Genomic DNA, 26,956 nt, shown 5'->3' with positions numbered 1-26,956 from the left:
GTTATCGTTTTTCTTATCAAAGAGAGAAGGAGAAAAACAAATGTCAATTTTACAGGTCAGTGAGCTAACAAAAATATACGGCAAAGAAACGACAATCGTAACAGCATTAAATGGTGTGAGCTTTAGTGTGGAAAAAGGAGAATTTGTAGCGATAGTCGGGACATCTGGATCTGGTAAATCAACGCTTATGCACCTGATTGGCGGTGTTGACCGCCCCACATCCGGAAGCGTCTCCATTGATGGAAATGAAATCCACAAACTGGATGAGAGCGAGATGTCCATTTTTCGTCGGAGAAATATCGGAGTTATCTACCAATTCTACAATTTGATTCCCACACTGACGGCTGAAGAAAACATTATGCTGCCCCGCTTGCTTGATAATCGCAAGCCGGATCATGATAAGCTAAAGGCCATTCTTGAGACTATCGGTTTGTCTAATCGCAATAATCATTTGCCCAATGAACTTTCCGGGGGACAGCAGCAAAGAGTTGCAATCGGCAGAGCTTTAATCAATGACCCTGCTATTATTCTTGCAGACGAGCCCACTGGCAATCTTGATAGCAAATCCAGTCGTGATATTATTGATCTTCTCAAGTTATCAAACAAGCGTTACAATCAAACACTCCTTATCATTACGCATGATGAACAGATTGCCTTACAAGCGGACAGGGTGATTACCATAGGCGATGGCAACATTCTAAAAGACGAGGTGATACGTCAGTGAAGCTTACTGCACAATTGGCTTACAGCCAACTTGCCGTCACCCGCAATCGCACGATTTGGACACTTATTGGCATTATGTTGTCAACGGCCATGATAACTGCCGTAAGCGGTTTTGTTGCAAGTGGAATTGAAGCATTCTCCGGGCTGCAAAATAAAATATTTTATAGCATTACTCTGATTTTTATGGCTATAGCTTTGGAAATATTGGTCATTACTTTTTCAGTAATTGTTGTATCTAATGCTTTTCGTGTCAGTGCGAGTGAACGCACTGTACAATTTGGCATACTTAAAAGTGTCGGCGCTACAAAAAAGCAAATCATTGAGACTGTTCTTTATGAAGGCATCCTGCTTTGTTGTGCAGGTATTCCTTTGGGTATTGTCTTTGGATTGCTTGTAGAGTTTGTGGGGCTGAAAATCGCCAGTATGTATCTTACCGGATTTGGGGAGCTTTTATTTACGGATTCCGGAGTTGTTCTCGCCGTTGATTTTGTTGTATCCTGGCAGGCCATTTTTTTGTCCGCACTTGTTGCCTTTATAACGGTCTTGATATCAGCATGGGTACCCGCTAGAAAAGCAGCAAAAATTGCTGCTATCGACGCCATTCGAGGAGCAGGAGATATAAAGATTAAAGCAAGACAGCTTCGTACAAGCCCCTTTATTCAAAGATGGTTTGGATTTGAGGGCGAGCTTGCAGTTAAATCCCTGAAACGCAGCAAGCGCAATTACCGTACAGCGGTTGTTTCGCTTGCCGCGAGTATCGTTCTCTTTATTATTGTGAACAGTTTTGGAACAATGATGACAGAAACAACCGTTTTATTAAACGCGGGAGCAAACGCTGGCGCCGATGTTGTCGTTAAGCTTTCAAGCCGTGCGAATGATGCTTTTATTAACAATAGCTATGGAGAGCAGATTACCGAAAAAATGCGCGACTTTCCAGACACCGATGTATTTGGGCTTGGCAGCAATAACCTTGTTTATCAATCGTTTATAAAGCTTGATTCGGTTACCCCGGAAATGCGCGATTCCCTCAACTGCTTTGGCTATACCCATGATTCATCGGGCTATACGCTTCCGGTTCGCCTCATCGTAACCGACACAAAACATTACAATCTGCTATGCCAGCAAGCAGGAGTTCCACTCGGCTCCAATCTATTAATTAATCATAACAGCTATTATGTAGGCATTGGTGATGGAACAGAACTGGAGCTGCATGAATACGCCCCTTTTGTATGGAATTTTCAGGCGTTAACTTTAGTAGATGACCACAACTCGGCTATTCAGTTGCCTCTGCATGGTGAATTGAAGCAAGAGCAGGTGCCCGATGAGATGATGTATGATGTCGAGACTACCGATATTAACATCTTGGTACCCAAACTCGATGCAATTAATTATTCGTGGTTTGTAAATCCGCAGCATACAGAGGGGTTCATGCAATATGCCGGAAGCATCGTTAATGAATTGGACTTATGGAGTAGAGAAAACGGAATGTTCCTGGAAATAATAGATGCTAAAAGAACCAATGAAACATTGCGCAATTTAGCCGATTTGATTTTGATGTTTACCTATGGATTTATCGGTATGCTAACGTTAATCGGTTTAACTAATGTCATTAGTACAATCTCAGTAAACGTACGTTCTCGTGCTCAAGAATTTGCCATTTTACAAAGCGCGGGGATGTCATATGATGGGTTGAAACGAATGCTAAATCTGGAAAGCCTGTTATGTTCATTAAAATCACTTTTGATAGGGCTGCCTTTGGGCGTTGTTTTCTCATTTCTGATTTATAAGGCAGTTTTGGTTTCTGTACAATTTGAATATACATTTCCATGGTTCTCCATTATTTTATGCACGCTGTTTTTATTTGCAATTACATGGGGAACGATGCGTTATTCGGTAGCACAGCTCAAAAGCAAAAATCTTATTGAAACTATACGTTCCGCAAACGGAAGTGTTTAAATAGAAAAAGAAAGCTTCTATTCACGTAGGCATATTTGTATAAAATGGGTGGATAAAAGACAAATTGGCAGCAGACAAAAACGTCCATTACCCGCCATAATACTTGGATTTTTGAAGTATAGCGGTAAAAAACGTCCGTTGCAGCTCCTCCAAACCACATTTTGTGTAAAAATGTGGTTTGGAATGGCGAGCTGATGGACGTTTTTGTCCGTTGGCCGCATCAACATATGGACAACGTAAATGGGCACATGCCAACAACATACTGATAATGAGAGGAAGGCATGCTGCCAATTGTGGCCCTCATGCGGATGCACGCATAAGTCCATTTATCCCAAAATGATTAGCTCCTTCGGATAGCTGGTTAATACCTCGACTCCGTTGGAGGTAACAATTACGTCATCCTCAATACGTACGCCGCCGGCCCCGGCAATATAGATGCCGGGTTCGATTGTAAACACGCAGCCTTCCTGCAACGGGTCCTGGTTTTGTGCATGTAAGGAGGGATATTCATGAATATCAAGGCCAAGCCCATGCCCGACCCGATGAACGAAACGTTCCCCATAGCCTGCGGCTTCAATGACCGCTCGTGCGGCACGGTCTACATCGGCGCAGGGCAGGCCGGGTTTCGCGGCGCGAATCGCAGCCAGGTTAGCCTCCAGCACAGTGTCATACATTTTTTTTAACTCGGGAGAAACAGCGCCGAATGCAAAGGTGCGGGTAATATCGGAGGCATAGCCCTCGGCGTACACGCCCATATCAAACATCAGCAAATCGCCATGCTGAAGCTTTCGATCTCCGGGCGTTCCATGGGGCAAGCCTGTTTTTGGTCCCGACAATACCATCGTATCAAAGGAAGGACCGTCAGCTCCCAGCTTCTTCATTCGGTATTCCATCTCGGCAACCAGCTCGATTTCGGTAACGCCTGCGCGTACATGAGACAAGCCTTGCGTAAGAACCTCTTCGATTAAAGCAATCGCGCGGCGGATTCGCACGACCTCTTTCGGGGTTTTCTTCACCCGCAGCGAACGTAGAAGAGAGCCGATATCCGCAAATTCAACGGAACCAAGCGCAGCGGTCAGCTGCTCGTAGCGGGATACTGTAACATAATCCTTTTCCAGTCCCATCTTTTTTAGCTGCCCCTGATAACGATGCAGCAGGGAATAGGGATTATCCGTATCGGAGTGTGTGGCGATATTTTTGACAGACGAGGCCGCTGCGGCGTCATCGGCGTCAAGAGCAGGTACGATCAACAGCGGCTCTTGTCCGGGGGTCAGGATAAGTCCGAGAAAACGCTCATGCGGATTGCTTGCAAAGCCGGTTAAATAATAAATGTGCTTGGGGTCCGTGATCAGCGCGGCATCAAGGCCTTGCGCCGTCAGTCCGGCTTCCAGCCGGGCTAATGGTGTTTCATTCATGCTAGGATATCCACCTTTCTTTCCTATGTATCTTCTCTTATTATAGGAGATGTGCAGCGAATGACAAAATTTCGCAACTAGAGTTGACGAGCCTTATCGATATATGGTATATTATTTTTCGTTGAAACAAAATATGCGGTCATGGCGGAATTGGCAGACGCGCTAGATTCAGGTTCTAGTGTCAGCAATGACGTGGAGGTTCGAGTCCTCTTGACCGCATCGATTCAATAAACAGCATCCTGAATCGTCCATGGACGACTCAGGATTTTTTTGTGCATACGGAGATTGTAGAAATTCGCTGAATCATTTCTACAAATGCTTCTTTAAAAACTGCAAGGTCTGCTCATTAATCAAGCGATGCTGCTCTTTAGGATCAGGAGCAAGTATTTTCAGCAAAGGCGAATAAAGCGGCAGATCAGTGAAGTTCAAGTGCCCGGCTTTCGGAAGAGTCACTTCCAGCCCTGTATCGCCCAGCATGCGATTGCGAATCTCTCGCTCCTCTTCCAAACCATTCATCGTTTCCTCTAAGCCTTCGATATCCAAACCGCCATTTATGATCAGCAGTGGCTTCTGTGGAGCTTCGTCCGGATATTCACCATACAAATAACCATCGAGATTAACAGCGGCTTTGACAGTTGTTGAGTGGGCCAGAATATGCGCAGCAGCCGCGCCGCCGAAGGAATGCCCAACCAATGCGATTCGATCAGGGTCCATTCGATTCGCAAGCAGAGAATTGGAGTCGTGATGATCAATGTCTTGAATATAATCCAATACAAACTGCACATCGGAATGCATTTCTTCTAGCAGCGGAATAGAAACGGCATTATGGGCACTGAATTGAGCCGGCAATTCAGTGAACAAATTAGTGAACGGGGTGTAGTTGTCCTTATCGAATACACTTAAAAATGCGGTCCCGGGATGCTCAATCGCTATGACCATGTAGCCATGGCTTGCTAAATCAATGGCTTGGAAAGTGCTTGTAAACCGGGTGCCGAGATGATTGCCGTGCAAATAGACTATAGCAGGGACAGGATCGGCATTGTTATAAAAAGGAGCCGCATATTGAGCGGGAATTTCAAGCCGTCGATAGCTGCTCAGTAGCAAAGACCACAGTCCATATTGTTTTTTTACTGCTTCGATAAATAAATCAGCTTGAGGAATATAGTATGCAGGTGTTGAAGGCTCATCACTCGCCGGATACCATATTCGCACATTTAACCGACGGTTTGATCCATTTGCTAATGAACGTCCAGAATCGGTCCATGTATAGTCAATTACGCCTACACGATAGGGGCCGCTTGGTTTCTCAAATTGAAATAGCGGCAAAAAACCTGTCATTGCCACAGTAAGTCCTCCCGCAAGCAGCGCACACAGGCTGAGCAAGACTGATTTGAGACGTTTCGGTTGGAGGGAGGCGTAATTGCGTATTTTGAGTATACAGCCGATCGCTGCAACGATAACAATTCCGTATACAGGCACCATGAGCCAACGGAAGTGTTCGATCACCAAATGAAGGAACAGGGTTCCGAGCAAAGAAGCGAAAATAATAAGCGCCGTTCGCGGACGGACGCGGGAGTTTGCCCAAATAAGATATAGACAACCCAAAATAGAGGCAATAAGCAAAACATACTCAAATAATTTCATTTAAATGTCCGCTTCCTTTCGTCATTATTTTTACTCTGCTGCCAGCTATCCGTCGTCCTGCCCGTCGATACCTGGAAGACCGAATTTGCTTGCATAATGCGCCAGCGCTTCATCCAGCCACGCAGTCTCCCGCTCATTAAACGGCATATCCACCAGTTGATTCAGGTGCTCGTGCTGCTCTTCTGGAACTTGTGCAATGTTTACTAACGCTTTTTCATCCAGAAATCCAAGAATCCTTTGTAAATAGAAATTTAGCATTTCCTCGGCCTCCAGAGTATCCGGCTTTCCTGTTGATAATTGTTTGACGGCTTCGGCAAAGGCAAGCATCTCCCGGTCTAGTTCAGCCGCGGCATCCTGGGAGAGACCAAACAAGGCTGTTGCGGTTTCCTCCGACAAATGCTCGGCCGCCCAGCTGCGCTGCTTTTCTTCCCTTAGCATGTTCCGAAGCAGAAGGAACAACATCTCATGCTCCAGTTCACCCTCATCTTGTACGATCGTTAACAGCCGACCTAATATCTCAAGCGATTTGTCCAGTTCGGCCCGTGAGGCCTGCAGCGCTTTTTGCTGCAGCTGCAATGTTTCGGCCAAGCCCAGTTCCTGCTCACTTTGATGAATAAATTTGCGAATGCGTTCAAGTGAGAAACCAAGCGATTTTAATCCGATAATTTTTTGCAAGGTGATCAGATCCCCGGTACCATAAATCCGATGTCCGTTTTTCTGACGATCCGGGCGCAGCAATCCGGCTTCCTCATAATAATGAAGTGTGCGTATCGAAATGCCGCTCAATTCGGAAAACTTTCCGATGGAATAACATATATTGTTCATCTGTTCTCTCCTCCTGACTCCATTTTACAACCTCCAGTAACTGTAGGTGCAAGGGCGAAGTTGCAGGACGATTTTCAGTTGAGTTATCATTATGCAGCTGTTGCAGTCTATTGAGAGGCAGTTTCCATGGAGGAAAACGGAGGAATGGATGCTGTGAACGCGTAATTTTTTCATCAAGGCTTTTTTCATTGTAGAAAAAATGGAATAGGCATATAATGATTGTTGCGCTGCACTATTATTCATGCGTTGCTACATGTCCGATTTGCCATTTTAATGATTATTATAGGACTGGGAGACATTTCAAGAAATCCGCATCATGACTAAATCCTAGTAAAGAGGGATGCTGAATGTTAGAGCAAAAAAAGGATATTCCGGTTAGCACCCAAGTGTTGAATGAGTCAGCCGTTTTGGCCGCAATTGAAAATTCGCTGGCTATGATTGAATTTGATTTGCAAGGCAAGGTGCTTTGGGTAAACCATCATTTTGCCCGGGCGATGGGATATGAGGCTGCTGAAATGCCCGGCATGCATCATCGGCAATTTTGCAGCTCCTCGTTTGTAGATAGCCCTGAGTATGCCGCTTTTTGGAAAAAGCTCAACGATGGGCGCCCTGTTCAGGAAAAGATTTTCCGCGTTCACAAAAGTAAAAAGATATTGTGCTTCGAGGCAACGTATACACCGGTTTTTGATGCTGAAGGCATCGTGTGCGGCGTTATCAAAATTGCAACGGACATTACGCAGCGAGAAGAGGCAGTGGGCGAGGTAACAAAAGGTTTGATTGGCATGGCCGAAGCATTGTACGATCGAACGGAGGCGGGCATCGCCCGCAATCATGAAATAGAGGTGACTATGGAGCGGGTAGTCCAAAGCGCCGAGGAAAATATGCAATCGCTGGATCGGCTCAAGGAAAAAGTGAGCGCCATGCGGGGAATTCTGCAAACCATCAAGGAGATTTCCTCACAGACTAACCTGCTAGCCTTGAATGCGGCGATTGAGGCGGCTCATGCCGGAGAATTCGGACGAGGCTTTAATGTTGTTGCCGATGAAGTCCGCAAGCTTTCCAAACAGGTCGAGCAGGCAGTAAAAGAAGTGAACGGCAATCTGGAGGCTGTGACAGCGCAGGTTGCTGATATTGCCAAAGGGACTTCTCAATCCCAAACTGCCATTATGGAAAACCGCAACCGCATTCAGGAAGCTGTAGACGGCTTCAAGGAGATCGGCAAAGAAGCGGAGCAGCTAGAGCTTCAGGCCAAACAATTCGCTCAATTAATCTGATTTTAATGGACAAATACAGGATTCATTCCTATAGATCCGGTCCGTCGTTGCTGAAGCAATGGCGGTTTTTTTGTGCTCATATGGTGGGAATGGAACGGCGCTTTACTTTTATACCGGGAGAGAAAGCAAGGGAGCTATCAGTTGACTTATTGAAATTACAAATGTAATATTATATTCGGGAGATAAATTTACAACTGTAATAGTTGAAGAGAAGGGGGTGTGCACATGGATGGAATTCCAAAAATATCGGAATCGGAATGGGAAATCATGAAGGTCATTTGGAAAAGGAATCCTGTGACTGCGGAACAAATCATGGAGCAGCTGCCGGAGGAAATCCAGTGGAGCGATCAGACGATCCGTACGTTTATTAACCGGCTTTTGAAAAAAAACGTGATTGCCTTTACGAAAACAGGCCGAAGCTACAACTATTTCCCGCTTTTATCGGAAAAGGAATGTGTTTTGGCGGAAAGCCGCTCCTTTATCAAGCGCGTTTTTGGCGGGGTTTCCAATTTGCTTGTCACCAATTTTTTGGAGGAAGCCGAATTGTCACAAAAGGAAATAGAACAGCTTCAAAAAATATTGGAAAGCAAACAAAAGAAAAATGATGATGCCCCGAAAGCCTGATCCGGCGGCACGCTTGTTCCGAGAGGAAGAATAGGAATATGGTAGAAGGCGCATTTAAATGGTTTTTGTATTCGACGCTTGGAGGCAGCATAACCATATTGGCCGTCCTTGCGGCGATTGCTCTGTTTCGTCACCGGTTTTCGGCCCGGGTCAGACATGTACTTTGGCTGGTCGTATTAATTCGGCTGCTGCTGCCCGCTTTTCCAAGCAGCCCCTTTAGTCTCATGCAATTGACGAATATAGACATGCGACAAGTATTGTCTTTTTCCTCCAGCGGCAGCGATGAAGCAATACCGGTATCGCCAGTCATGCAGCAGCCAGCGGCCTCACTGGAGGAAAGGAGCGAGCAGGCAGAGGAGGGGGTAACCTCTCTCGCTCAACCCGGCGGGGAATGGACGCTGGAGGCGGAGAAAAAAACGAATGTTGTGCTTGGCCTTTTTGCCTGGCTCTGGCTTGCGGGCGTTATGACCTTTTTTGCTGTTATTATCAGGCACGGCTTGAGATTGAAGCAAATGTTTAAAGGAATGCGCCCAGTAGAGGCTTCCTCCTTGACTGACATCATGGAGGAATGTCGAAGCAAGCTGGGAATAAAGGGGGAAATCCGGCTTTATACGGGAGGAGCTGTAACATCGGGCCCTTTTATATATGGCGTATTTCGGCCAAAAGTATATATCCCCGAGGCTTTGTGCCGATCCTTGAGCGGAACTCAGTTAAGGCATGTTCTTATGCATGAATTAGCGCATCGCAAAAGATACGATGTTCTCTGGAATTGGCTAGGGAGCGTGGCAATAGCTATTCATTGGATGAATCCCCTTGTCTGGCTGGCTATACATAAAATGAAGGCTGACAGGGAGCTTGCCTGCGACGCTTGTGTGCTGAATGCTCTTGACCCGCGCGAGGTGTTGTCGTACGGGCAAACCATTCTTGAGGTACTGAAAACATTTGCATCCAGACAGGAGCAGGGGCAGGCCATAGGTTTATACGGGGCGGGCGCCCGCAAGCAGCTCGAAAGGAGATTAATTATGATCAAAGGGTATAAAAAGGGTTCTTATAAGCTAACGGCAGCTTCCATATTATGTGTTATTGCCATTTGCGCTGGTACGTTGACGAATGCGGCAACGCCGGACAATAGCCGTCCGGATGGATCATTATTGGATAGCAGGCTGGCCGAAAATGTCGTTTTATTTGAGCCATCAGGTTCGCGGACTTACAACAACCTCGAAAAGGCAATTGCTATGGCCGATTTTTCCTTTAAAGTTCCTGAGGTGCTTCCAGATGTCTACTCCTTTGAATCAGCCTCTCTGTCGATGGTCCAGAATAGGGATGGAGAAGAAAAATTGAATCGCATAAGAATCGCTTTCCGATCTATCGGGGGAGAAAAGAATAACTGGAGTTTTACCGCAGAGCTTGGAGGTCCGGGTATTGAACAGGCGTACAGCGCCATGGAAGAAAATGAAAAATTTAAAGCGGAAGAAACCAATGCTATTCGGGATGCTTCAACGACAGCCGAGGCCGCTCTTAAACTCTCAAAGCAAACTGAACATATTAATGGCATTGATGTGCTAAAGGCGGAGATAAGCCGAGGGAAGGTTAATTATGTACAGTACTTCTGGATGGATGAAGACATTCAATATAGGATGGGACCATTCGGAAAAGAGGATGGCACAATCGTTCGGGAGCTTGTATCATCCATGAAGAAGCCGGAGCTTCCGTTATCAAAGCCATTGGTTAATGAAAATTTGCTTAATGCCGCTATTTACGATACGGACGATGTTTGGAGAGGTGTAGATGCTCTAGGCTTTACGCCAAAGCTTCCGATTCAGGTGTTAAATCATTATATGGCAACCGACGCGGCTTATACGTCAATGGTTAATTTCGGGTATGCGAACGACAAAACAGAGCTAGACAAACGGGTTTTATCGATCGGGTATGCACTGCCAGAGGCTGAAGCAAGCAATGGAGAAGCGGATGAAGAAACGGACGGCATACAGAAATTTAGCTTTAAGCAGACCAAAAGCAATACGATAATCCAGGAGCTGAAAAATAGCGGCGCCGCCTCCTTTGAAAGAATTGACGGTCAGCGCTTTACAGCCCCTGTATCCGTGGTTCGGCTGGGAGGACAAGAGGTGTTCCGAACGGAGCCCTATAAAATTGACGGCGCCCTTAGCAGCCCGGACGAAACGGATTTTGTCAGCTATTTTTGGCAAGAGGGCGAGGCATTGTTCCAGGTCCGGTTTGTTGGCGACGGGGGCAGCGCCATGGAGGACATCGTTACAGCCTTGATTCGGCAAAGACCGATTGAGTAAAAGACTCTTGCAGTCAGAAAAACCGTCAATTGTTCCGTGAGGAGCAGTTGACGGTTTTTTATTCAGGAAAGCATCTATGTCGCAGTAGGTTAAGAGCGAATGGTTTTAAGCGCTCCGCTCCAGGCAAGCACTTGATCCAGCATGCCGTTTACGTTAGTCAAATGCAGATCGGCAGGTTTAAAGGTTCCATTCTCGAAATCGGTAAACAGAGATAATGCAGGATGTACGCGAACATCGGCAACGGACAACTCTCCAAGAATGCCGCGAAGATGCTCTGCAGCGCGTGCGCCGCCTACGGAGCCATAGCTGACAATGCCAGCGGCCTTGTTGTTCCAGGCATCGCGTGCATAATCCAGTGCATTTTTGAGTGCTGCTGTTATGCTGTGATTATATTCTTGAACGATAAAGACAAAGCCGTCCAGACTTGCAAGCTTGTTATTCCACGCTGCGGCTTGCTCCGAAGCGTCGGCTTCTCCCAGAAGAGGCAAACGGTAGTCGGCGATATCCACGATTTCGTAGTTCGCATCCCCGCGCTCATCTGCGATTTTTTTGATCCATTCTCCGACTTGAGGGCTAACACGTCCTTCACGCGTACTGCCCAGAATAATTCCGATGTTTAATTTGGACATTCTAAATGGCCTCCTCATGCAATAAATGGGTTTACTCCTAGATTATACGCCTAGATCATACATAAATCAAGTAACTAACTTAAAGTTTGTTTTTTTGAAAATGTAAAGGAAATCATCTTGTTTCCGGCAATGGAATGTTTTACGCTAAAATCACGACCAAAATGATCTATTGGGAGAAGGGGGCGAGTCCGTTGAAAAGCATGACTGGAAAAGTTGTGATTGTTACCGGCGCCAATGCCGGAATGGGGCTGGCAGCCGTTATTGAGCTTGCCAAAGCCGGGGCCGAGGTTATTATGGCTTGCCGCAGCAGGCAGCGGGGGGAGGAGGCGCGAGCTAAGGCACTGGCTGAAAGCGGAGCTGCCCATATCGAGCTGATGCTTTGTGATTTGGGCAATTTTGCAAGCATCCGAGCTTTTTGCGCCTCAGTTGCGGAGCGTTATTCGCGGCTGGATGTGTTGATCAACAATGCTGGCGTTGTCTCTTTAAAGCGGCAGTTAACGGATGACGGATATGAAAGCATGCTGGGCGTTAATCATTTAGGCCATTTTTTGCTGACAACCGAGCTGCTTGGGCTGCTTCACGCTTCGCCGCAAGGGAGAATTGTTGTCGTTTCCTCCGGAGCTTACAAGGTCGGCCATATCCATTTTGATGACATGAATTTGCAGCGTGGCTTTAATGTCGTGAAGGGGTATGCCCAGTCCAAGCTGGCTAACATTTTGTTTACAAGAGAGCTTGCACGCCGCTTGGAGGGCACTAGCGTAACAGTTAATTGTCTGCATCCCGGTGCGGTTGGCACGTCGCTGGGCGTTAATCGGGAAACGGGGTTTGGCAAAAGCGTTTATGCGCTCCTCCGGCCATTTTTTCTGACGCCGCTGGAAGGCGCCGAAACCACGTTATATTTGGCTTCATCACAGGAAGGCGGCACTGCAAGCGGCAACTACTATTATAAGAAAAAACAGCAAACGCTTTCCGGAAGGGCGATTGATGACGAAGCGGCAAAACGGTTATGGCAATGGAGCGAAGAACAAATTAGCAAACTGTGATAAATATTCCAGACATTTTCAGAATACTGACTTATAGTGGTGAAAGCGTTATCTGTCATGACGTCAATTTCCAGTCCGGAGGAGAAGAGAATATGGAATATGTTCGGGTATTAGAAATTCCCCCCTGCAAAATGGTCTCGTCGCAATGCGGCATGTTTGGCGACGGCAAGCTTGAAGCCTTTGACGAGTGGTTCAGCACACTGGAACGCGGCATTTATCCCAAAGACTTTTTGTGGCAGGACAACGAACGCGGCGGCTTTGTCTGGTATTACGTCCACAGCGAAGGCATGCAGGTGCCTGAAGGCTTTGAGGTTGTGGATTTTCCGGGCGGCTTGTATGCGGTCGCGAGCGAAATCGACGGTCAGGACAGTACGGATACAATTACGGCAATCAAGCAATTTATAAAAGAAAAAGGCTGTTTTGCCGAGGATGATTCCCGGGTTTATCTGGGTACTATACCAACGCCGCCTACGGCTGCCAAAGCGATGGGCTATAATCAGATGGACTATTTTGTGCCCATTAAACGGGTTGATTAAGTCATCCTTGAACGTGGCCCGTTAAGAACGAAAACCTTTAAAAACCTCATCAACAATGGATCTGACATAAAAGTCGTCAATGGGTTCGCCGGTGACAAGAAGGCGGTAGAAAATGGGACCGTACAGCAAATCAACGCTTAATTCCTTGTCCAGGTTTTCCCTAAGCTCGCCCCTCTGCACTCCACGCTCCAATAATTGAATCGCCTCCAGCCGGCGCGGCACAATGTAACGTGTCCGGTATGCTTCGGCAAGAGCGGCGTCCATCTGCCCCTGGCCGATAATTTCTGTAATCATTTTCCCCTCTGCACTGCTTATAAACCGGCACAGCCCTGAAGCATGGACGTAAATGTCCTCCACCGCCGTACCGAAATCGGGCAAGGGAAGCCGGTCTGCCGCAGCGGCAAAAAAACCGTCCATAATAACGGCCGCTTTATTCGGCCACCATTTGTAAATGCTCGCTTTGCCAACCCCGGCGCGTTCCGCGATTTTTTCAATTGTGACATTGTCAAAGCCACTTTCAAGCAGCAGCTCATATGATGCCGACAGAATGTTTTCTTTAGTTTTTATGCTGCGGGGTCTTCCTCGTCTGAAAAGGGTAGAAAACCGGACTCTTGTGTCGGCTTCTCTGGCCCTTGCGGTCATGGCGCTGCTTGGTGCGGCATGGTCGCCGAATGCAACGATGTTTTTGGCATCATCGCTGCTGATTGGCCTTGGTTCGGTCGTTGCCCAGGTGCTTGTGCCGTTTGCTGCGTATTTGGCTCCTGAGGATCAACGCGGCCGCGTCGTGGGCAAGGTCATGAGCGGATTGCTGCTTGGTATTATGCTGGCTCGCCCCGTGGCCAGCCTGGTTGCCGATGAATGGGGCTGGCGTCCGCTTTTTATGGGCTCTGCGGCTGTCTCCGCATTGTTGGCTGTTTTGTTGATCTCTGCACTTCCAGAGAGGCAGCCCTCCATCGGGAGCAGCTATGGAAAACTGCTTGCTTCCTTGTGGACTCTGCTGAAGGAGACTCCGGTGCTGCGGCGAAGAGCCCTGTGCCAGGCCAGCCTGTTTGGCGCCTTTAGTCTCTTTTGGACGGCGGCGCCGCTTTATCTGTCAGATGCTTATGGCTTGTCGCAGAAAGGGATTGCCTTTTTTGCTCTGGTTGGCGTTGGCGGTGCTGCAGCGGCTCCAATTGTGGGGCGTTATGCCGACAGAGGCTTGATCCGCCCGCTAACCTTTGCGGCCCTGTTGACCGCCGTATTCGGCTGGGGATTATCGGTCTGGATCGGCTGCGCAATGCCGCTTTTGGCGCTGCTTTTATTTTTGGGCGAACGGGAGGTTTGTTGACTTCTATTTGGCGCGAGGATACAATGACGAAAATGACAGGGGGGTGCTTGCATGATCAGCAGCAGAATGACTGTTGCCGCGCATATCCTATCTATGGTTCATATCTTTGAAGGACAGGTTACCAGCGAATATATCGCTTCCAGCGTGAATACAAATCCTGCCGTTATCCGTAAACTAATGAGTATGCTGGGTAAGGCGAAGCTGATCGAATCGCGTCCCGGCGTAACGGGAATCCGGCTGCTAAAGCCGGTTTCACAAATTACGCTGCTGGACTTGCTTCGGGCTGTTGAGCCGCCGGAGAAACAAGATTTGTTCTCCATTCATCAAAACAGCAATCCGGATTGTCCGATAGGGTCCAATATTCAGGATGTTTTGCATGGTTCGCTTAGTCATGCCCAATCTGAGCTGGAACGTTCCTTGGCGCAAACTACGCTGGAGCATGTGGTGCAAGAAATAAAAAAACGTTCAAAAATGGTTTGACAGCTTTTAATGTAACTAGTATAGTTACATTCGTGAGGTCAAACGACATCACATTATGAGAATGCACATAAGGAGGCCATTTATCTATGAACGTTCTGGTAGTATATGCACATCCCAATGAAGGAAGCTTTAATGAGGCCATTCTGAAAACGGCGGTTTCCGCTTTGGAATCCAAGGGACACGAGGTTGTCGTTCGCGATTTGTACAAGCTCGGCTTTAACCCCGTATTGTCTTCAGAAGATCTGGCTGCGCTGCATGGAGGCAACGTGCCAAGCGATATTGCCGCAGAACAAGAATTTATTAAAAAAGCGGATTTGATCACTTTTATCTATCCCATCTGGTGGACCGGTCTTCCTGCCATTATTAAAGGTTACGTAGACCGCGCCTTCTCCTATGGGTTTGCTTATCAATACAATGAATCAGGCGGCATCGACAAGCTGCTAGGCGGTAAAAAAGGAGTTATCATCAATACGCACGGTTCGCCAAAAGAATATTATGACGGCGTGGGAATGACGAACTCGCTCAAACAAACGTCCAGTACCGGCATTTACGAATTTGTTGGCATAGAGGTTGCCGAGCAGCTGATCTTTGGCGGCATAAACGGTTATACCGATCAAGCCGTATTGAAGCAATATCTGTCGGAAGTTTCTGATAAGCTTACATCCCTGTAAACAAAAGAAAACAGTCTGCTCTTCGTTTGCGAAGGAGGAGACTGTTTTCTTTTTTTAAGCATTGAGGTATTGGAAACTTAGAACGAAGCAGCTGCTGCTGCTGTTCTGGCAATGCCGTCTGCAACGATTTCAGCGGAACGGTCCGGATATTGATTATGGCCTTCGATAACAATGACTTCAGGGCTTTGAATGCCCAGAAGGTTCAGAGCTGTAGCTACGTATTTAACAGCTACTTCATATGGCTGCATTTGCGGCAAGCTGTAGTCGCTGCCGCGAGCGTTCAGCAAAAGCACTTTTTTGTCGCCGGCCAAACCAACAGGGCCTGCTTCCGTATATTTAAACGTAACGCCAGCTTGGGAAATGTAGCTGATGAAGTTAACCAGAGGTGCCGGAACAACTGTATTCCATGTCGGGAAAGCAAATACAACTTTGTCGGCAGCCAGGAACAGGTCCAGGTATTTTTTAACGGTTGCAGCGCCTTGAGCCTCTTCGGCAGTTGGCTCCATGCCTGCATTCAGCTTGAAAAGGCCGGTCATGGCAACATTGCCGTAGTCTGGAAGAGCTTCCTTGAACAAATCAAGCTCCGTTACGTTATCGCCGGAATGGCTTTCCTTATAGCTTTTAACAAAAGCGTCATACATTTTAACGCTAACAGCTTGGTCAGCGGGACGATCGTTAGCTTTAATTACCAAAACGTTTGCCATAATGTGATTTCTCTCCTCTTAATCTCTGTTTGTAGGTCAAACCAACACATGTCGCTAATCCAACCTGTATTGCTTATAGTAAACAGATTTGGTCCTTTTCGCAACCATCAAAAAAGAAAAAATATTGCTTAAACAACACAAACGTAATTTTGTTGGAAAGGATAGCAAAAAACTGCATGAAACCAACAAATATTTGTTCATTAATATGATATTAATTACAATTACCGTCCCCTGCTCACCCTTATAATAATAGGCATGCATAAACATAAGGGGATGGATTGTGTGTTCGGTATGGGATTAGCTCAAAAAATTACAACCGCCATCATCGGGCTTTTGGTGCTGGTAGGCGCGGCAATCGGAATATTCAGCTACAATACGGCTTATCGGCAGGTCGAGGCGGCGGTTGGCATTGAGCTTGTTGGTTGCGCCAACATTACGACGGGTCTTGTTAATCCCGGCGATATTGAAGCACTACTGAAAGGAGACGGTTCGGGCTTGGCCGCTTTGGAGGAACGGCTGAACTGGACGGTTGAGCATAAGTCATTGTTCAAGGAAGTATTTATTTTGTCGTTGGACGGAACTATCATTGCAGCTGATCAAAATTTGAAGGCTCGCGGATACAAGGCCGGGGACGCCTTCTTTTTTGACCCAGATGCGCAAGAAATGATCAAATCCCGGAAACACTCCATGTACTCCAGCGTTTTTACCTTCGATAACACAAGTCTGATGACAGGCTATGGCCCCATTTATAAAGCTCATGATCCAAATAATGAAATCGTTGCTTTGATGGCCATCAACTTTGACGCTTCTATTATTCATGAACGTACGATGGATATTGTAAAGATGCCCTTTATAACAGGTGCTGTTGTATTTTTTGTGGCCGCCGCAGCTGTTTATTTGTACATAGGAATCCGGATTAGGCCGCTCGCCGCATTAAGCGCCCGGGTGCATCGCGTGTCGGAAGGAGATTTGACCGTTCAACCGTTGAACTATCGCAGCAAGGATGAGATTGGTTCCCTGGCGCGCGATTTTGATGAAATGACACAAAATCTGCGAACGCTGATTGCGGAGGTTAATCATGCTTCCGGCCAGGTGGCTTCCTCGTCCGTTCAGCTGTCAGCGGGAGCCCAGGAAACAGGCAGGGCGAGCGAGCAAACGGTCTCCATCATTCAGGAGCTCACAGATGGCGCCGAGCAGCAGCTTAATCAACTGGAGGACAGCTCGGATGGCATTCACGTCATATCGGAGCACTTGACAGAGATCGCGCGAAATAGCGAGCATGTCTTGGAGGTCGCCGCCCATTCCTCGGCTCTTGCGGATGAAGGCGGAAAAACAATCGCGTTAAGCAATGATCAAATGGCCATCGTATATAATAAGGTTGCTGCTTTATCGGCGATTGTACATGACTTAAACAGCTTGTCGCATGAAATCGAGTCTATACTGGATATTATTACTGCTATTGCCGGAGAAACCAATTTGCTGGCACTTAACGCCGCCATTGAAGCTGCGCGAGCCGGGGAGCACGGACGGGGCTTTGCGGTTGTCGCCGCTTCCGTCAGAAAGCTGTCGGAGCGTTCGGCAGAATCGGTTGGACAAATTTCCGTGCTTATCAATCAAATATTGAGGCAAATGGAAAATGCGACTATAACCATGGAGGAAACAAGCGCGGAGGTAGCTAAAGGAACGGAGCTTGTCCGCAGCGCAGGACAAGCCTTTGGCGGCATTGAACAGTCCGCCGGTCAAACCATGCTTGCGATTGAAGGGGTTTCGGACAATGCAGTCAGCTTGTCGCAGCAGGCTGAAAAGCTGGCTAAAGCAATGGAAAGGCTGGTGGAAATCGCCAATACAACGGTGGGAGGAGCGCAAAGCATGTCAGCCGCATCGGAAGAGCAGCTTGCAGCAACCGAGGAGGTAGACGCTTCGGCGGCGATGCTATCCAGCCTTGCCGAGAAGCTTCAGGCGCAGGTTGAAAGATTTAAAATTTAATTCCCTCCAGTGAATATTCCTTTACAGGAATATTCCTTGTGTGGTATATTTCCTGTGAGGGGTGACGGCAGATGTCTTATGCTGCTGTTTCGGCCTCGGGCTTTGGAAGAAGGAGAGGATGGAAATGAACGCAAGCATTTTCCAGGCTTTATCCGATCCGAGCCGATTGCGCATTGTTGAGCTGCTGCTAAGCAGCGCTATGACTGTAGGGGACATTGCAGTCAAGCTAAGCATTCGACAGCCCCAGGCATCCAAGCATCTTCGAACACTGCTGGATTTCGGTCTGGTGGAGGTCAAGGCAGAGGCCAACCGGCGCAGGTACATGTTAAGAACCGAACCGCTGCAAGAAATGGACCAGTGGCTTGAAAGCTACCGCACCTTATGGGGAGAGCGCTATGACGGGCTCGACCGCTATTTGCAGCAGCTCAAGGCACAAGAGCAAACCAAACATGTTATCTCGGAGGGATCGCCAAATGGGAAACAAATTAAAGCTGAAGGTTGAAGGCACGTTGCTGACTTTGGAGAGGGAATTTGACGCGCCGCAAGAGCTTGTATTCGAAGTACATTCCTCAGCGGAGCATCTCAAGCACTGGTGGGGACCTCGTGGATGGGAGCTGACGTATTGCACCGTTGATTTTCGTCCTGGAGGAGTCTGGCACTATTGCATGACCTGCAAGGATGAAGGTCAAGGTGAATTTTTCGGTATGGAATCCTGGGGAAAAAGCATTTACAAAAGCATTGACGCACCTAAAGAAATTCAACACACAGATTACTTCTCGGATGCGGAAGGCAACATTGCTGAAAATATGCCGCCATCGCATAATGTGTGGGAATTTAAACCGATGGAAGGCAACCGGACTTTGCTTATTAGCAAGGCTCGCTATGATTCGGAGGAAGCGCTCCGCCAGGTGCTGGAGATGGGCATGGAGCAAGGCATTGACGAAACGCTTGGCCGTTTGGATGATTATTTGCAAACGTTGCGATAAAGAAGGAAAAGCGGCTGCCCTGGAATATATTGGGCAGTCGCTTTTTTGTGCGTGTTCCCGATTCACAGCAATGATTAAGCGAACAATAAGATACAAAAAAAGGATGTCTTCTCCCATTGAGACATCCTTTTTGATATAATTTCCTATAAAGTAACAATCGTTTCTTTGGTCCCTTGATACTTTACAGATTGGGAATATCAGATCAGGGACAGAAGCGTTTGACTCATTTTTGAAAGGGGGACTTGTTTCTCCGCGGCCCCGAGCTCAAAAGCGGCCTTAGGCATACCGTAGACGACGGATGAAGCTTCGTCCTGCGCCAAGGTGCGAGCGCCACGCCTGCGCATGGCCAGCAAGCCTCTGGCCCCGTCATAGCCCATTCCAGTCAATATAATGCCAATGGCCGCATTGCCGGCTTCTTTGGCCACCGATTGAAAAAGAATATCGATGGAGGGGCAATGCCCGTTGACCTTGCTCCCGGAGTAACAGCGAATTTTGAATGTGCTGCCCGCTTTGACAACATCCATATGGAAATCGCCGGGAGCGATGTACACATGCCCAGGCTTTACCAAATCGCCATCTTTTGCTTCCTGAACAGTAAAGGGCAAACTGGCATTCAGACGTTCAGCGAACATGCGCGAAAATTGCGGCGGTATATGCTGAACAATGACAATTCCCGGCATGGTTGAAGGCAGGGAGCGTAGAAGCACATCAATGGCTTCAATTCCTCCGGTGGAGGCGCCTATTGCAATTAATGGATCCTTGCCTAAGGATTTGTCCACAGCCGCATGCTGGCGGGATGAGGCAGCCGGAGCTGAAGCCAGACGGCTTCGGCTTACTGTTGAGCCGGCGGCTATTTTTATTTTTGCAATCAGCTCCTGTATAAATCGCCCAACATCCTGCGTTGATTTCATGTCCGGCTTTGGCACAAATTCCACCGCGCCAGCTGACATAGCATCAAGCACAGCTTGATTTGCCCCGCTTACAACGATAATCGGCAGCGGATATTGGGGGAGCAGACGGCGGATGAAGTCGATGCCGTTCATACGCGGCATTTCAACGTCGCACACCATTACATCGGGATGATATTGCAGCAGCTTGTCTCTTGCGTCGAATGGATCTTTAGCAGAGGGAACGGTTGTAATATACGGATCTGTCGAGATGCCGCGGTCGATTACCTCGCGAAACAGCAAGGAATCGTCCACAATCAGCACCTTGATCGGGCGTTTGGTCGTCACGCTGAGCCTCCCGTCACGGCCGATAAAACGGCTTATTCTTTTTGATAAACGGCGGGCCTTACATACCGGTAGCCGGTAAGCCGCGAATCCAGAGATTCAGTGTGGCTCATAAACAAATAACCGCCGGGTTCGGTAATGTCCAGAAAACGCCGCAGCAAACGCAGCTTTGTATCGGCATCAAAATAGATCATAACGTTGCGGCAAAAGACGACGTGAAACTTTTTGCGAAACGGAAAACTTTCTTCCATTAAATTGAATTTGCGGAAGATCACTTCCCGTTTTAAGGAATCAACAACCTGACATTTGCCGTCGGTCGTTCGGCTGAAATATGCGCTCTGCCAGGTTTGAGGCAAAGCCTGCACCGCCTGGGGCGAATAAACGCCTTTGGCGGCTTTGGCCAAAACAGCGGGAGATAGGTCGGTTGCGAGCACCTTTCGATCCCATTTTTGCATCATAAGCATGCTCTTGAAATAACGGTCCAGAATCATAGCTAATGTATAAGGCTCCTCGCCGGAGGAGCAGCCTGCGCTCCATATGCGCAAATCCCGGTCAGGTATGCTTCCGCACAGCTGTGGAAGAACGTGCTGCTCCAAATAATGAAAATGCTCGGGCTCTCTCATAAAATAGGTGTGATTCGTCGTTATTCGTTCAACGAGCATCGACAAAGCTTCGCCGGTGCGGTCGGCCTTCAGATAATAAAAGTAATCGGTGAAGCTGTCCAGGCGATGCTGCAGCAATACAGTTTCCAGTCTGCTGGCCAGCAATATTTTTTTTTCATCCTTGAGGTGAATGCCGCAATGGGCTTTAATGTAGTCTGCCAATTGCCGGAATTCGCGGTTCGTTATGGACAGCGTCATCCGTATTTTCCAAACTCGTTGTCACTTAGCAAAATACGGCCAGGCCCTTTGGCATTCCGCCCTCCGGCGTTAGCGGAATGCGCATCATGGGAAACGCCCCGATTGCGCTCAGACATGTTTTCCAGCATACGTACAATATCGGGATTCAGCTCTTCAAGATCGCGGTAGCCGGATATGCGGCTGCCTTTGCGAAGGTTAAAGCGGCTTACCTGCTCCTTCAGCACTTCCGCTTGTCCAGCCAATTGTTCGCTGGCTGCGGCGCTTTCCTCTGAAGTTGCGGAGTTGGTCTGAACAACCTGCGATACCTGAATGATGCCTTGATTCACTTGAGAGATGCCAGCGGCTTGCTCGTTGGAGGCATCCGTAATGCTGCCGACCAGACTGGCGGCACGGGTAATGCCGGTTACGATTTTATCCAGCGCTGCGGCTGTTTCTCCAGCGATATGCATGCCGTCCTTCACTTTTTTGATGGAGCCTTCAATCATGTCCGTTGTTTCCTTGGCGGCACCTGCGGAGCGAGCGGCCAGATTGCGGACTTCCTCGGCTACAACGGCAAAGCCTTTGCCATGCTGACCTGCGCGTGCGGCTTCCACAGCGGCATTAAGAGCTAATATGTTCGTTTGGAAAGCAATTTCGTCAATAACTTTAATAATTTTAGAAATGTTTTCGGAAGAGGTATTGATTTCATCCATGGCCGTAAGCATGCCTTGCATCTGCTGGTTGCCTTGAAGAGCGTTGTCGCGGGCCTCTTCGGCTAGTTGATTGGCTTGGACGGCCGTGTCAGCGTTAATACGGGTCTGATTGGAGATTTCCTCCAGAGATGCCGTCAGCTGCTGCACCGAGCTTGCTTGCTCAGCCGCGCCTTGCGACAATACCATTCCGGTTTCGGAAATTTGCTGGGCTCCGGATGCAACCTGCTCCGAAGCGTTCTGAATGCTGAGCAAAGCTTCATTTGTATTGCTGGAAAGCTTGCGGAAAGCCGCTGCAAGCGTACCAACCTCGTCCTTGCTGTTGATTTCGATATCGACATCCAGATCGCCGTCGGCAATAAGATCCGCCACCTTGATCAATTTGGTGATGGGATTGCTAATGATGCGGGAAATAAAGATGCCCAGGGCAAGCGCAACCACGATGGCAAAAATAACGACAGCAACCATTGTGAGTACCGTGGTATTGGATTGTTTGCTCAAATCGCCGGATACCCTCAGTCCGCTGGATTGTTTCTCTTCAAACAACTGGTTCAGCAAGTCGCTGACTGCGTCGGAGATAGGCTGGGATTTTTCAAGCTCCGCGATCCCTTCCGCTATTCTGCCGGAAATCGCCAGGTTTATGGCGTCGTCGCGGATGGTCTGGTATTCTTCGAAATTGCTTTTTAAAGAAAGAAAGACATCACGGGTGCCGTCAGCTTTGATGCTGCTTTCGAAGGAATCCAGACTTTTGGCGATGTCGGCGTCCCGCTGCTGGATATCGGAAAACAGCTTTTGCATGTCCGAGGTTTTATCCGACATCAGGATGCGTCGCACCGTTGCCCGGTTGTTTTGGAACCGGATGCCTGCTTCGCCCAGATCGCCGATGGAGATGCCGTAATCAACGTACATATTACTGTAGTCCGTGTCAATTTTTTTGAGATTCATAACGCCGATGGCGCCTACGATGCCTGCCAGCAAGGCTACAAGAATAAATGCGATGGTTAGCTTTTTGGAAATTTTCATGTTGTAAATCCACTTCATTGGATTAGCCTCCCTGAGTTAGACCTGGCCGATGGCGGACAGGTTTTCCGTTTCTTGATGATTAAGCAGTTCGTCGCAATTAAGTAAAAGCTTCACTTCGTCGCCTGATTTTCCGATGCCCTGGATATAACGCCGGCTGAGCTGGTTGAGATCGGGAGGAGATACAATATTGCTTTCCTCTATCGTCATAACTTCAGCAACCGCATCAACAATGAGGCCAATGGATATTTCTTTAATATCCACGACAATAATGCAGGTCCGGTCGTTGTATTCCCGGAATGGCTTTCGGAAGCGCAGGCGTACATCCATGACGGGAATGATTTTGCCGCGCAGATTGATGATGCCTTTAATGTATTCCGGCAGCTCGGGCACCGGCGTTATCGACTGGACGCCGATAATTTCGGTAACGTAGCGGATTTCGATTCCATACACCTCGGAACCTAGAGCAAACGTCAAATATTTGTTTTTGAGTGAATCTTCTTCCAGTTCAAGGTCCTGGAGAGGGCTTTGTTTCATGAATGTCAGCTCCTTTAGTGAAGTGAGGACAAGGCCGGCGTTCTGGCTCGAACAGCGCCGCTCACTAACGCGGCAGGGTCCAGGATCAGACTGATGCTGCCGTCCCCAAGCAGCGTGCAGCCGGCAAGCTCTTTAATAGGTTTGATTTTTTTTATGTATGGCGGGAGAGTCTTGACGACGACCTGCTGTTGTCCCAGGAGCTCGTCCACCAGGACGCAAACCTTTCGTTCATCCTGCTGTATCATGACTAACACGCCTTGGGAAATATTGCAGGTACTGCCGCCGGTGTTGAGCCGTTCGTCCAGACGAAGAATGGGAAAACATTCGCCGCGCACCATGATCATTTCATTGCCGTCGGGATCATAGAGCAGATCCTGGGCTTTTGGCTTAAAGGATTCCTGGATAGAGGTGGTTGGCAGCGTATAATGCGAACCGCCCACTTTTATATTCATCCCGTCAATGATGGCAAGCGTCAACGGAATCTTTAGTGAAATCGTTGTGCCGGAGCCTGGGAGGCTTTCTACCAGAATGGCGCCCCCAATCTGTTCAATGTTTCGGAAAGCAACATCCATGCCTACGCCGCGTCCGCTATATTGGGTAACATCTTCCTTGGTCGAGAAGCCAGGTAAAAAGATCAAGTTATAAATTTCTTTGTCGCTGAGCTCGGGGGAATCTTCCTGAATCATGCCTTGCTCCAGCGCACGACGCATAATTTTTGCTTTGTCCAGTCCTTTGCCGTCATCCTTGACGATGATCAGAACATCGCTTCCGGCGTTTTTTGCCTCCAGGGTAATCGTTCCCGCCAGAGGTTTGCCCGAGCTGGCGCGTTCCTGACTGCTTTCCAGGCCATGATCGACCGCATTTCGGACCAGGTGCATGAGAGGATCGGAAATTTGCTCAATGATGTTTTTATCTACTTCCGTTTCCTCGCCATTGATCTGGATTTGAACCTCTTTGCCCAGATTTTTGCCCATATCCCGGATTACGCGATGCATCTTTTGAAAGGTCGTGGTTAATGGAACCATGCGAATTGACATGACGACATCCTGCAGCTCTCCGGTAATTTTGCGCAGATGGGCTGCCGATTTCAGAAAATGCTCGGAGACGATATTCCTTAACGATTCGTGCTGGGTTACCATCGCTTCGGCAATAACCATTTCGCCTACGAGATCCATAAGCTTGTCAAGCTTGTCTACATTGACGCTGATCATGGATGAGACGAGGGGTTCTCTCATTACTGGCATTTGTTTAGGGGAGTCGCTGTTTTTATCTCTTTGGCTGCCGGCAGTCCGATCCCACTCAGAGGTAGAAGCGCTCTCAAAAGCTGTCGCTGTGTCATAGACGGGAGAAAGCCGGACTTCCTGGATATAGGCGGTTTGTTCGATATGCGCCATGATTTGCTCTTCTGCTTCTCTGCTTTGCAGAATGAAAACAAACCCGTTTTTGCGAATGGCTTCGGCGCTTTGTTCATTTTCTGCAATATCCTCCGGAATAAAGCTGATGATCGTCATATATTCCCGAAGCTGGTGCACCAGAGCGTAGGCGCGAACGTTTTCCATAAGGCAGTCGGGCGTAAAGGTAACGGTTGCCTCATAGCTGTATTCGGGAGCCGTATCTGCGGAGAAGGTCTCCAAATATCGGGTGACGGCTGCAACAATACCCGAGGGATCGCCGTCTGCTTGATTGCCGTTGCGGATTTTATGGGTTTCGACTTTGATGAAGTCAAGTCCATCCCATATCAACTCAAATAGGGTATCAAAATCATGGGGGGCGGAGCTGTTTTCCCGAATGCGATAAAATAAATCTTCAATAATATGCGCGGCCTCCGAAATGCTCATGATGGACATCATGGCGGCAGAGCCTTTAATGGTGTGCATATGGCGGAATATTTCACCGATCGCTTCGGTATTAAAGCTGTTTGCGGATTCACAGCGTAAAAAGGTGGCTTCCAATTGTTCAATTAATTGTGTTGATTCGAAGAGATACATTTCCAGCAAGGGGTCATCGGTGGACATTGAGCCTGACATTGTGATTTTCATCCTCCTTACCTGATGGTCAAAGTTGTTATGCTGGAGTTTGGGAGATCACCTCTGTTGTTCAGTGTTCGCTAGGAATGGATGGAGATGGAATAAAAAAAGATTAACTAATTAGTCAATAGGAAAAATTGCCCTGTTTCCGACATTATAATCGTAAAAACGATTAATTACAATTAAATTTTACGTATTTACGTGTGACTAAGGTGAATATTGTATATGGACTATTTTCCTGGTTAAAGAAGGACAGGAGTGATAATCATGGATGGAATTAAAGGAAGAATTAAATATTTGAGGAAAAAACACGGATTGACTATGGCGGAATTTTCCGCCAGAATTCATGTATCGGCTGGAAATGTAGGGGATTGGGAAAGTGAAAAAAGGTCCTCTACGCCAGGGACAAAAGCACTGATTGCCATTGCGGAGGAGTTCGAGGTATCGCTCGATTGGCTGCTGCTTGGAAAATCACCGGGAGACGCTCAGACATCCTGGAATATCACGGAAGAGTGGGGGCCCGTGCAGAGCGAAACGGAGCGTTATCCACCCTTCCAGACTTTAATGTCGATTGCAAGCACGTTGTCGACGAAGGATGTCGATCTGCTGTCCCAGGTAGCCAGCCGGTTTCAGACGAAGACCCGGGATATCTAGATTTAGGTTAGAAAGGGGCACAACATGATGAGAAGAAATGTAAGGTGGGAGGAAGGGACATGGACCCGTTCGCCACAATCGGTTTATCAGGATGGGGGCCATCTTATTGTTACGGCCGAGAAGGAAAGCGATTATTGGAGACATACTCTTTATGGCTTCGTACATGATAATGGACATGCCTTGTTGAGTGATTGGAATAAGGAATCCGCGGTGGAGGTAACGTTTCGTCTGGAGTCCTTTACGCAGCTGTACGATCAAGCCGGAATTCTGCTTTATCGTGGGGAGGAGCAATGGATCAAGGCGGGGATTGAGATGAACGACGGCGTTCCTTGCCTTGCGATTGTCGTTACGGACGGCTTTTCCGACTGGTCGCTTACCCCGGTTCCCGATTGGGATGGAGAGGAAGTGACGATTCGGGCTTCGATTATAAATGACGGCGTTATTATTCGGGCACGCAGCAGCAGGCACGGCTGGCAGACCGTAAGGGTGGCCAGATTTCCTTATCCCGAAGGCATTAAGGCGGGGCCGATGGTGTGCAGCCCGGTCGGAGACTCCTTGCAGGTAACGTTTACCCGGTGGGAATGGACGGAAGCGGATCGCGAGCTGCATGCCGATCCTCCACTTTAAGTATTTTATTCGTAAAAACGATTAAGCGGCTCCGCTCCTGTCGTCGTCGGCAGAGCGGAGCCGCTTTATGTATTGCAAGAAGTGTTGCAAGAAGTGACGATTCAGGTAAAAATGAATTTTTTCTTCTTTGCGCCAGTGAAATCGGTTACAATGGAAGAGGTCATGGCTGTCCATGATTCCA

Annotated in this window: 26 protein-coding genes and 1 tRNA gene; 16 read left to right on the top strand and 11 right to left on the bottom strand. The window is 48.0% G+C overall.

Annotated elements, in window-relative coordinates:
- The first annotated feature begins 40 nt into the window (after positions 1 to 40).
- Together A7K91_RS15825 and A7K91_RS15820 are read left to right on the top strand one after the other, a co-directional pair.
- Complete coding sequence (locus A7K91_RS15825; RefSeq protein WP_068684360.1) at positions 41 to 724, top strand: ABC transporter ATP-binding protein; 684 nt, start codon at positions 41 to 43, stop codon at positions 722 to 724.
- Positions 721 to 2,679, top strand: coding sequence for an ABC transporter permease (locus A7K91_RS15820; RefSeq protein WP_068684359.1), 1,959 nt, complete (start codon positions 721 to 723; stop codon positions 2,677 to 2,679). The genes A7K91_RS15825 and A7K91_RS15820 overlap by 4 nt, the downstream gene beginning before the upstream one ends.
- A 326-nt stretch (positions 2,680 to 3,005) precedes the next feature.
- Here A7K91_RS15820 and A7K91_RS15815 read toward each other — a convergent pair whose 3' ends face one another.
- Positions 3,006 to 4,094 carry a M24 family metallopeptidase gene (locus A7K91_RS15815; RefSeq protein WP_068684358.1) on the bottom strand — a complete coding sequence of 363 codons (1,089 nt, stop codon included), beginning with the start codon at positions 4,092 to 4,094 and terminating at the stop codon, positions 3,006 to 3,008.
- Between the two features lie 135 nt (positions 4,095 to 4,229).
- Between A7K91_RS15815 and A7K91_RS15810 the strand changes: the two genes are divergently transcribed.
- A tRNA-Leu gene (locus A7K91_RS15810) sits at positions 4,230 to 4,313 on the top strand.
- A 90-nt stretch (positions 4,314 to 4,403) separates the two neighbouring features.
- Here A7K91_RS15810 and A7K91_RS15805 read toward each other — a convergent pair.
- Together A7K91_RS15805 and A7K91_RS15800 are read right to left on the bottom strand one after the other, a co-directional pair.
- The gene (locus A7K91_RS15805) at positions 4,404 to 5,738 is read right to left on the bottom strand and encodes an alpha/beta hydrolase family protein (protein ID WP_068684357.1); all 1,335 of its coding nucleotides are present in this window, start codon (positions 5,736 to 5,738) and stop codon (positions 4,404 to 4,406) included.
- A gap of 45 nt (positions 5,739 to 5,783) precedes the next feature.
- The gene (locus A7K91_RS15800) at positions 5,784 to 6,563 is read right to left on the bottom strand and encodes a MerR family transcriptional regulator (RefSeq protein WP_068684356.1); all 780 of its coding nucleotides are present in this window, start codon (positions 6,561 to 6,563) and stop codon (positions 5,784 to 5,786) included.
- A gap of 347 nt (positions 6,564 to 6,910) precedes the next feature.
- On the opposite strand from A7K91_RS15800, the gene A7K91_RS15795 reads away from it, so the two are divergent.
- From A7K91_RS15795 to A7K91_RS15785, 3 genes are all read left to right on the top strand, one after another.
- Positions 6,911 to 7,837 (top strand): methyl-accepting chemotaxis protein, encoded by a 927-nt coding sequence (locus A7K91_RS15795; protein ID WP_068684353.1) that lies wholly within the window; start codon positions 6,911 to 6,913, stop codon positions 7,835 to 7,837.
- A gap of 225 nt (positions 7,838 to 8,062) precedes the next feature.
- On the top strand, positions 8,063 to 8,461 hold the full coding sequence (locus tag A7K91_RS15790; RefSeq protein ID WP_068684351.1) for a BlaI/MecI/CopY family transcriptional regulator: 399 nt from the start codon (positions 8,063 to 8,065) through the stop codon (positions 8,459 to 8,461).
- Between the two features lie 38 nt (positions 8,462 to 8,499).
- A complete protein-coding gene (locus tag A7K91_RS15785) occupies positions 8,500 to 10,767 on the top strand; it encodes a M56 family metallopeptidase (RefSeq protein WP_068684349.1) in 2,268 nt (755 codons plus the stop codon).
- 89 nt (positions 10,768 to 10,856) lie between these two features.
- Here the strand turns inward: A7K91_RS15785 and A7K91_RS15780 are convergent, their stop codons facing one another.
- Complete coding sequence (locus A7K91_RS15780) at positions 10,857 to 11,396, bottom strand: NADPH-dependent FMN reductase (RefSeq protein WP_068684347.1); 540 nt, start codon at positions 11,394 to 11,396, stop codon at positions 10,857 to 10,859.
- Positions 11,397 to 11,596: 200 nt separating this feature from the next.
- Here A7K91_RS15780 and A7K91_RS15775 point away from each other — a divergent pair, with 200 nt between their 5' ends.
- Together A7K91_RS15775 and A7K91_RS15770 are read left to right on the top strand one after the other, a co-directional pair.
- Positions 11,597 to 12,439, top strand: a complete 843-nt coding sequence (locus A7K91_RS15775) for an SDR family oxidoreductase (protein WP_068684526.1) — start codon at positions 11,597 to 11,599, stop codon at positions 12,437 to 12,439.
- Positions 12,440 to 12,531: 92 nt separating this feature from the next.
- Complete coding sequence (locus tag A7K91_RS15770) at positions 12,532 to 12,975, top strand: GyrI-like domain-containing protein (RefSeq protein ID WP_068684345.1); 444 nt, start codon at positions 12,532 to 12,534, stop codon at positions 12,973 to 12,975.
- 21 nt (positions 12,976 to 12,996) lie between these two features.
- On the opposite strand, the gene A7K91_RS15765 is transcribed toward A7K91_RS15770, so the two are convergent.
- Positions 12,997 to 13,617 (bottom strand): TetR/AcrR family transcriptional regulator, encoded by a 621-nt coding sequence (locus A7K91_RS15765; RefSeq protein WP_068684343.1) that lies wholly within the window; start codon positions 13,615 to 13,617, stop codon positions 12,997 to 12,999.
- Between A7K91_RS15765 and A7K91_RS15760 the strand changes: the two genes are divergently transcribed.
- From A7K91_RS15760 to A7K91_RS15750, 3 genes are all read left to right on the top strand, one after another.
- On the top strand, positions 13,523 to 14,302 hold the full coding sequence (locus A7K91_RS15760; protein ID WP_082967485.1) for an MFS transporter: 780 nt from the start codon (positions 13,523 to 13,525) through the stop codon (positions 14,300 to 14,302). The two genes, A7K91_RS15765 and A7K91_RS15760, sit on opposite strands and share 95 nt — an antisense overlap.
- A gap of 51 nt (positions 14,303 to 14,353) precedes the next feature.
- Entirely contained in the window at positions 14,354 to 14,782 is a 429-nt protein-coding gene (locus A7K91_RS15755; protein ID WP_068684339.1) for an Rrf2 family transcriptional regulator, read from the top strand.
- 86 nt (positions 14,783 to 14,868) lie between these two features.
- Positions 14,869 to 15,453: an NAD(P)H-dependent oxidoreductase gene (locus A7K91_RS15750; protein ID WP_068684338.1), complete on the top strand. Its 585-nt coding sequence runs from the start codon at positions 14,869 to 14,871 to the stop codon at positions 15,451 to 15,453.
- 77 nt (positions 15,454 to 15,530) lie between these two features.
- Here A7K91_RS15750 and A7K91_RS15745 read toward each other — a convergent pair whose 3' ends face one another.
- Positions 15,531 to 16,157: an FMN-dependent NADH-azoreductase gene (locus A7K91_RS15745; protein ID WP_068684337.1), complete on the bottom strand. Its 627-nt coding sequence runs from the start codon at positions 16,155 to 16,157 to the stop codon at positions 15,531 to 15,533.
- Between the two features lie 291 nt (positions 16,158 to 16,448).
- Between A7K91_RS15745 and A7K91_RS15740 the strand changes: the two genes are divergently transcribed.
- The 3 genes from A7K91_RS15740 (at position 16,449) to A7K91_RS15730 (ending at position 19,129) form a co-directional block, all read left to right on the top strand.
- Entirely contained in the window at positions 16,449 to 18,143 is a 1,695-nt protein-coding gene (locus A7K91_RS15740; RefSeq protein ID WP_068684524.1) for a methyl-accepting chemotaxis protein, read from the top strand.
- 124 nt (positions 18,144 to 18,267) lie between these two features.
- Positions 18,268 to 18,645, top strand: a complete 378-nt coding sequence (locus A7K91_RS15735) for an ArsR/SmtB family transcription factor (RefSeq protein WP_068684336.1) — start codon at positions 18,268 to 18,270, stop codon at positions 18,643 to 18,645.
- The gene (locus A7K91_RS15730; RefSeq protein WP_068684335.1) at positions 18,617 to 19,129 is read left to right on the top strand and encodes an SRPBCC domain-containing protein; all 513 of its coding nucleotides are present in this window, start codon (positions 18,617 to 18,619) and stop codon (positions 19,127 to 19,129) included. Before A7K91_RS15735 ends, A7K91_RS15730 begins: the two co-directional genes overlap by 29 nt.
- Before the next feature lie 197 nt (positions 19,130 to 19,326).
- Here the strand turns inward: A7K91_RS15730 and A7K91_RS15725 are convergent, their stop codons facing one another.
- Genes A7K91_RS15725 through A7K91_RS15705 form a run of 5 tightly spaced genes read right to left on the bottom strand, consistent with a single transcriptional unit; the run spans position 19,327 to position 25,494 of the window.
- Complete coding sequence (locus A7K91_RS15725) at positions 19,327 to 20,364, bottom strand: protein-glutamate methylesterase/protein-glutamine glutaminase (RefSeq protein ID WP_068684333.1); 1,038 nt, start codon at positions 20,362 to 20,364, stop codon at positions 19,327 to 19,329.
- Positions 20,365 to 20,396: 32 nt separating this feature from the next.
- Positions 20,397 to 21,221, bottom strand: coding sequence for a CheR family methyltransferase (locus A7K91_RS15720; RefSeq protein WP_068684331.1), 825 nt, complete (start codon positions 21,219 to 21,221; stop codon positions 20,397 to 20,399).
- Positions 21,218 to 22,951, bottom strand: coding sequence for a methyl-accepting chemotaxis protein (locus tag A7K91_RS15715; protein WP_068684329.1), 1,734 nt, complete (start codon positions 22,949 to 22,951; stop codon positions 21,218 to 21,220). Before A7K91_RS15715 ends, A7K91_RS15720 begins: the two co-directional genes overlap by 4 nt.
- An 18-nt stretch (positions 22,952 to 22,969) precedes the next feature.
- On the bottom strand, positions 22,970 to 23,467 hold the full coding sequence (locus A7K91_RS15710; RefSeq protein WP_068684327.1) for a chemotaxis protein CheW: 498 nt from the start codon (positions 23,465 to 23,467) through the stop codon (positions 22,970 to 22,972).
- Between the two features lie 14 nt (positions 23,468 to 23,481).
- On the bottom strand, positions 23,482 to 25,494 hold the full coding sequence (locus A7K91_RS15705; RefSeq protein WP_082967484.1) for a chemotaxis protein CheA: 2,013 nt from the start codon (positions 25,492 to 25,494) through the stop codon (positions 23,482 to 23,484).
- A gap of 267 nt (positions 25,495 to 25,761) precedes the next feature.
- Here A7K91_RS15705 and A7K91_RS15700 point away from each other — a divergent pair, with 267 nt between their 5' ends.
- Together A7K91_RS15700 and A7K91_RS15695 are read left to right on the top strand one after the other, a co-directional pair.
- Positions 25,762 to 26,148: a helix-turn-helix domain-containing protein gene (locus A7K91_RS15700; RefSeq protein WP_068684325.1), complete on the top strand. Its 387-nt coding sequence runs from the start codon at positions 25,762 to 25,764 to the stop codon at positions 26,146 to 26,148.
- Between the two features lie 24 nt (positions 26,149 to 26,172).
- Positions 26,173 to 26,775: a DUF1349 domain-containing protein gene (locus tag A7K91_RS15695; RefSeq protein ID WP_068684323.1), complete on the top strand. Its 603-nt coding sequence runs from the start codon at positions 26,173 to 26,175 to the stop codon at positions 26,773 to 26,775.
- Positions 26,776 to 26,956 lie beyond the last annotated feature (181 nt).

It is taken from the genome of Paenibacillus oryzae (genome assembly GCF_001675045.1).
In the GTDB taxonomy this organism is placed as follows: domain Bacteria; phylum Bacillota; class Bacilli; order Paenibacillales; family Paenibacillaceae; genus Pristimantibacillus; species Pristimantibacillus oryzae.
This window is presented reverse-complemented; position numbering and strand designations above follow the sequence as displayed.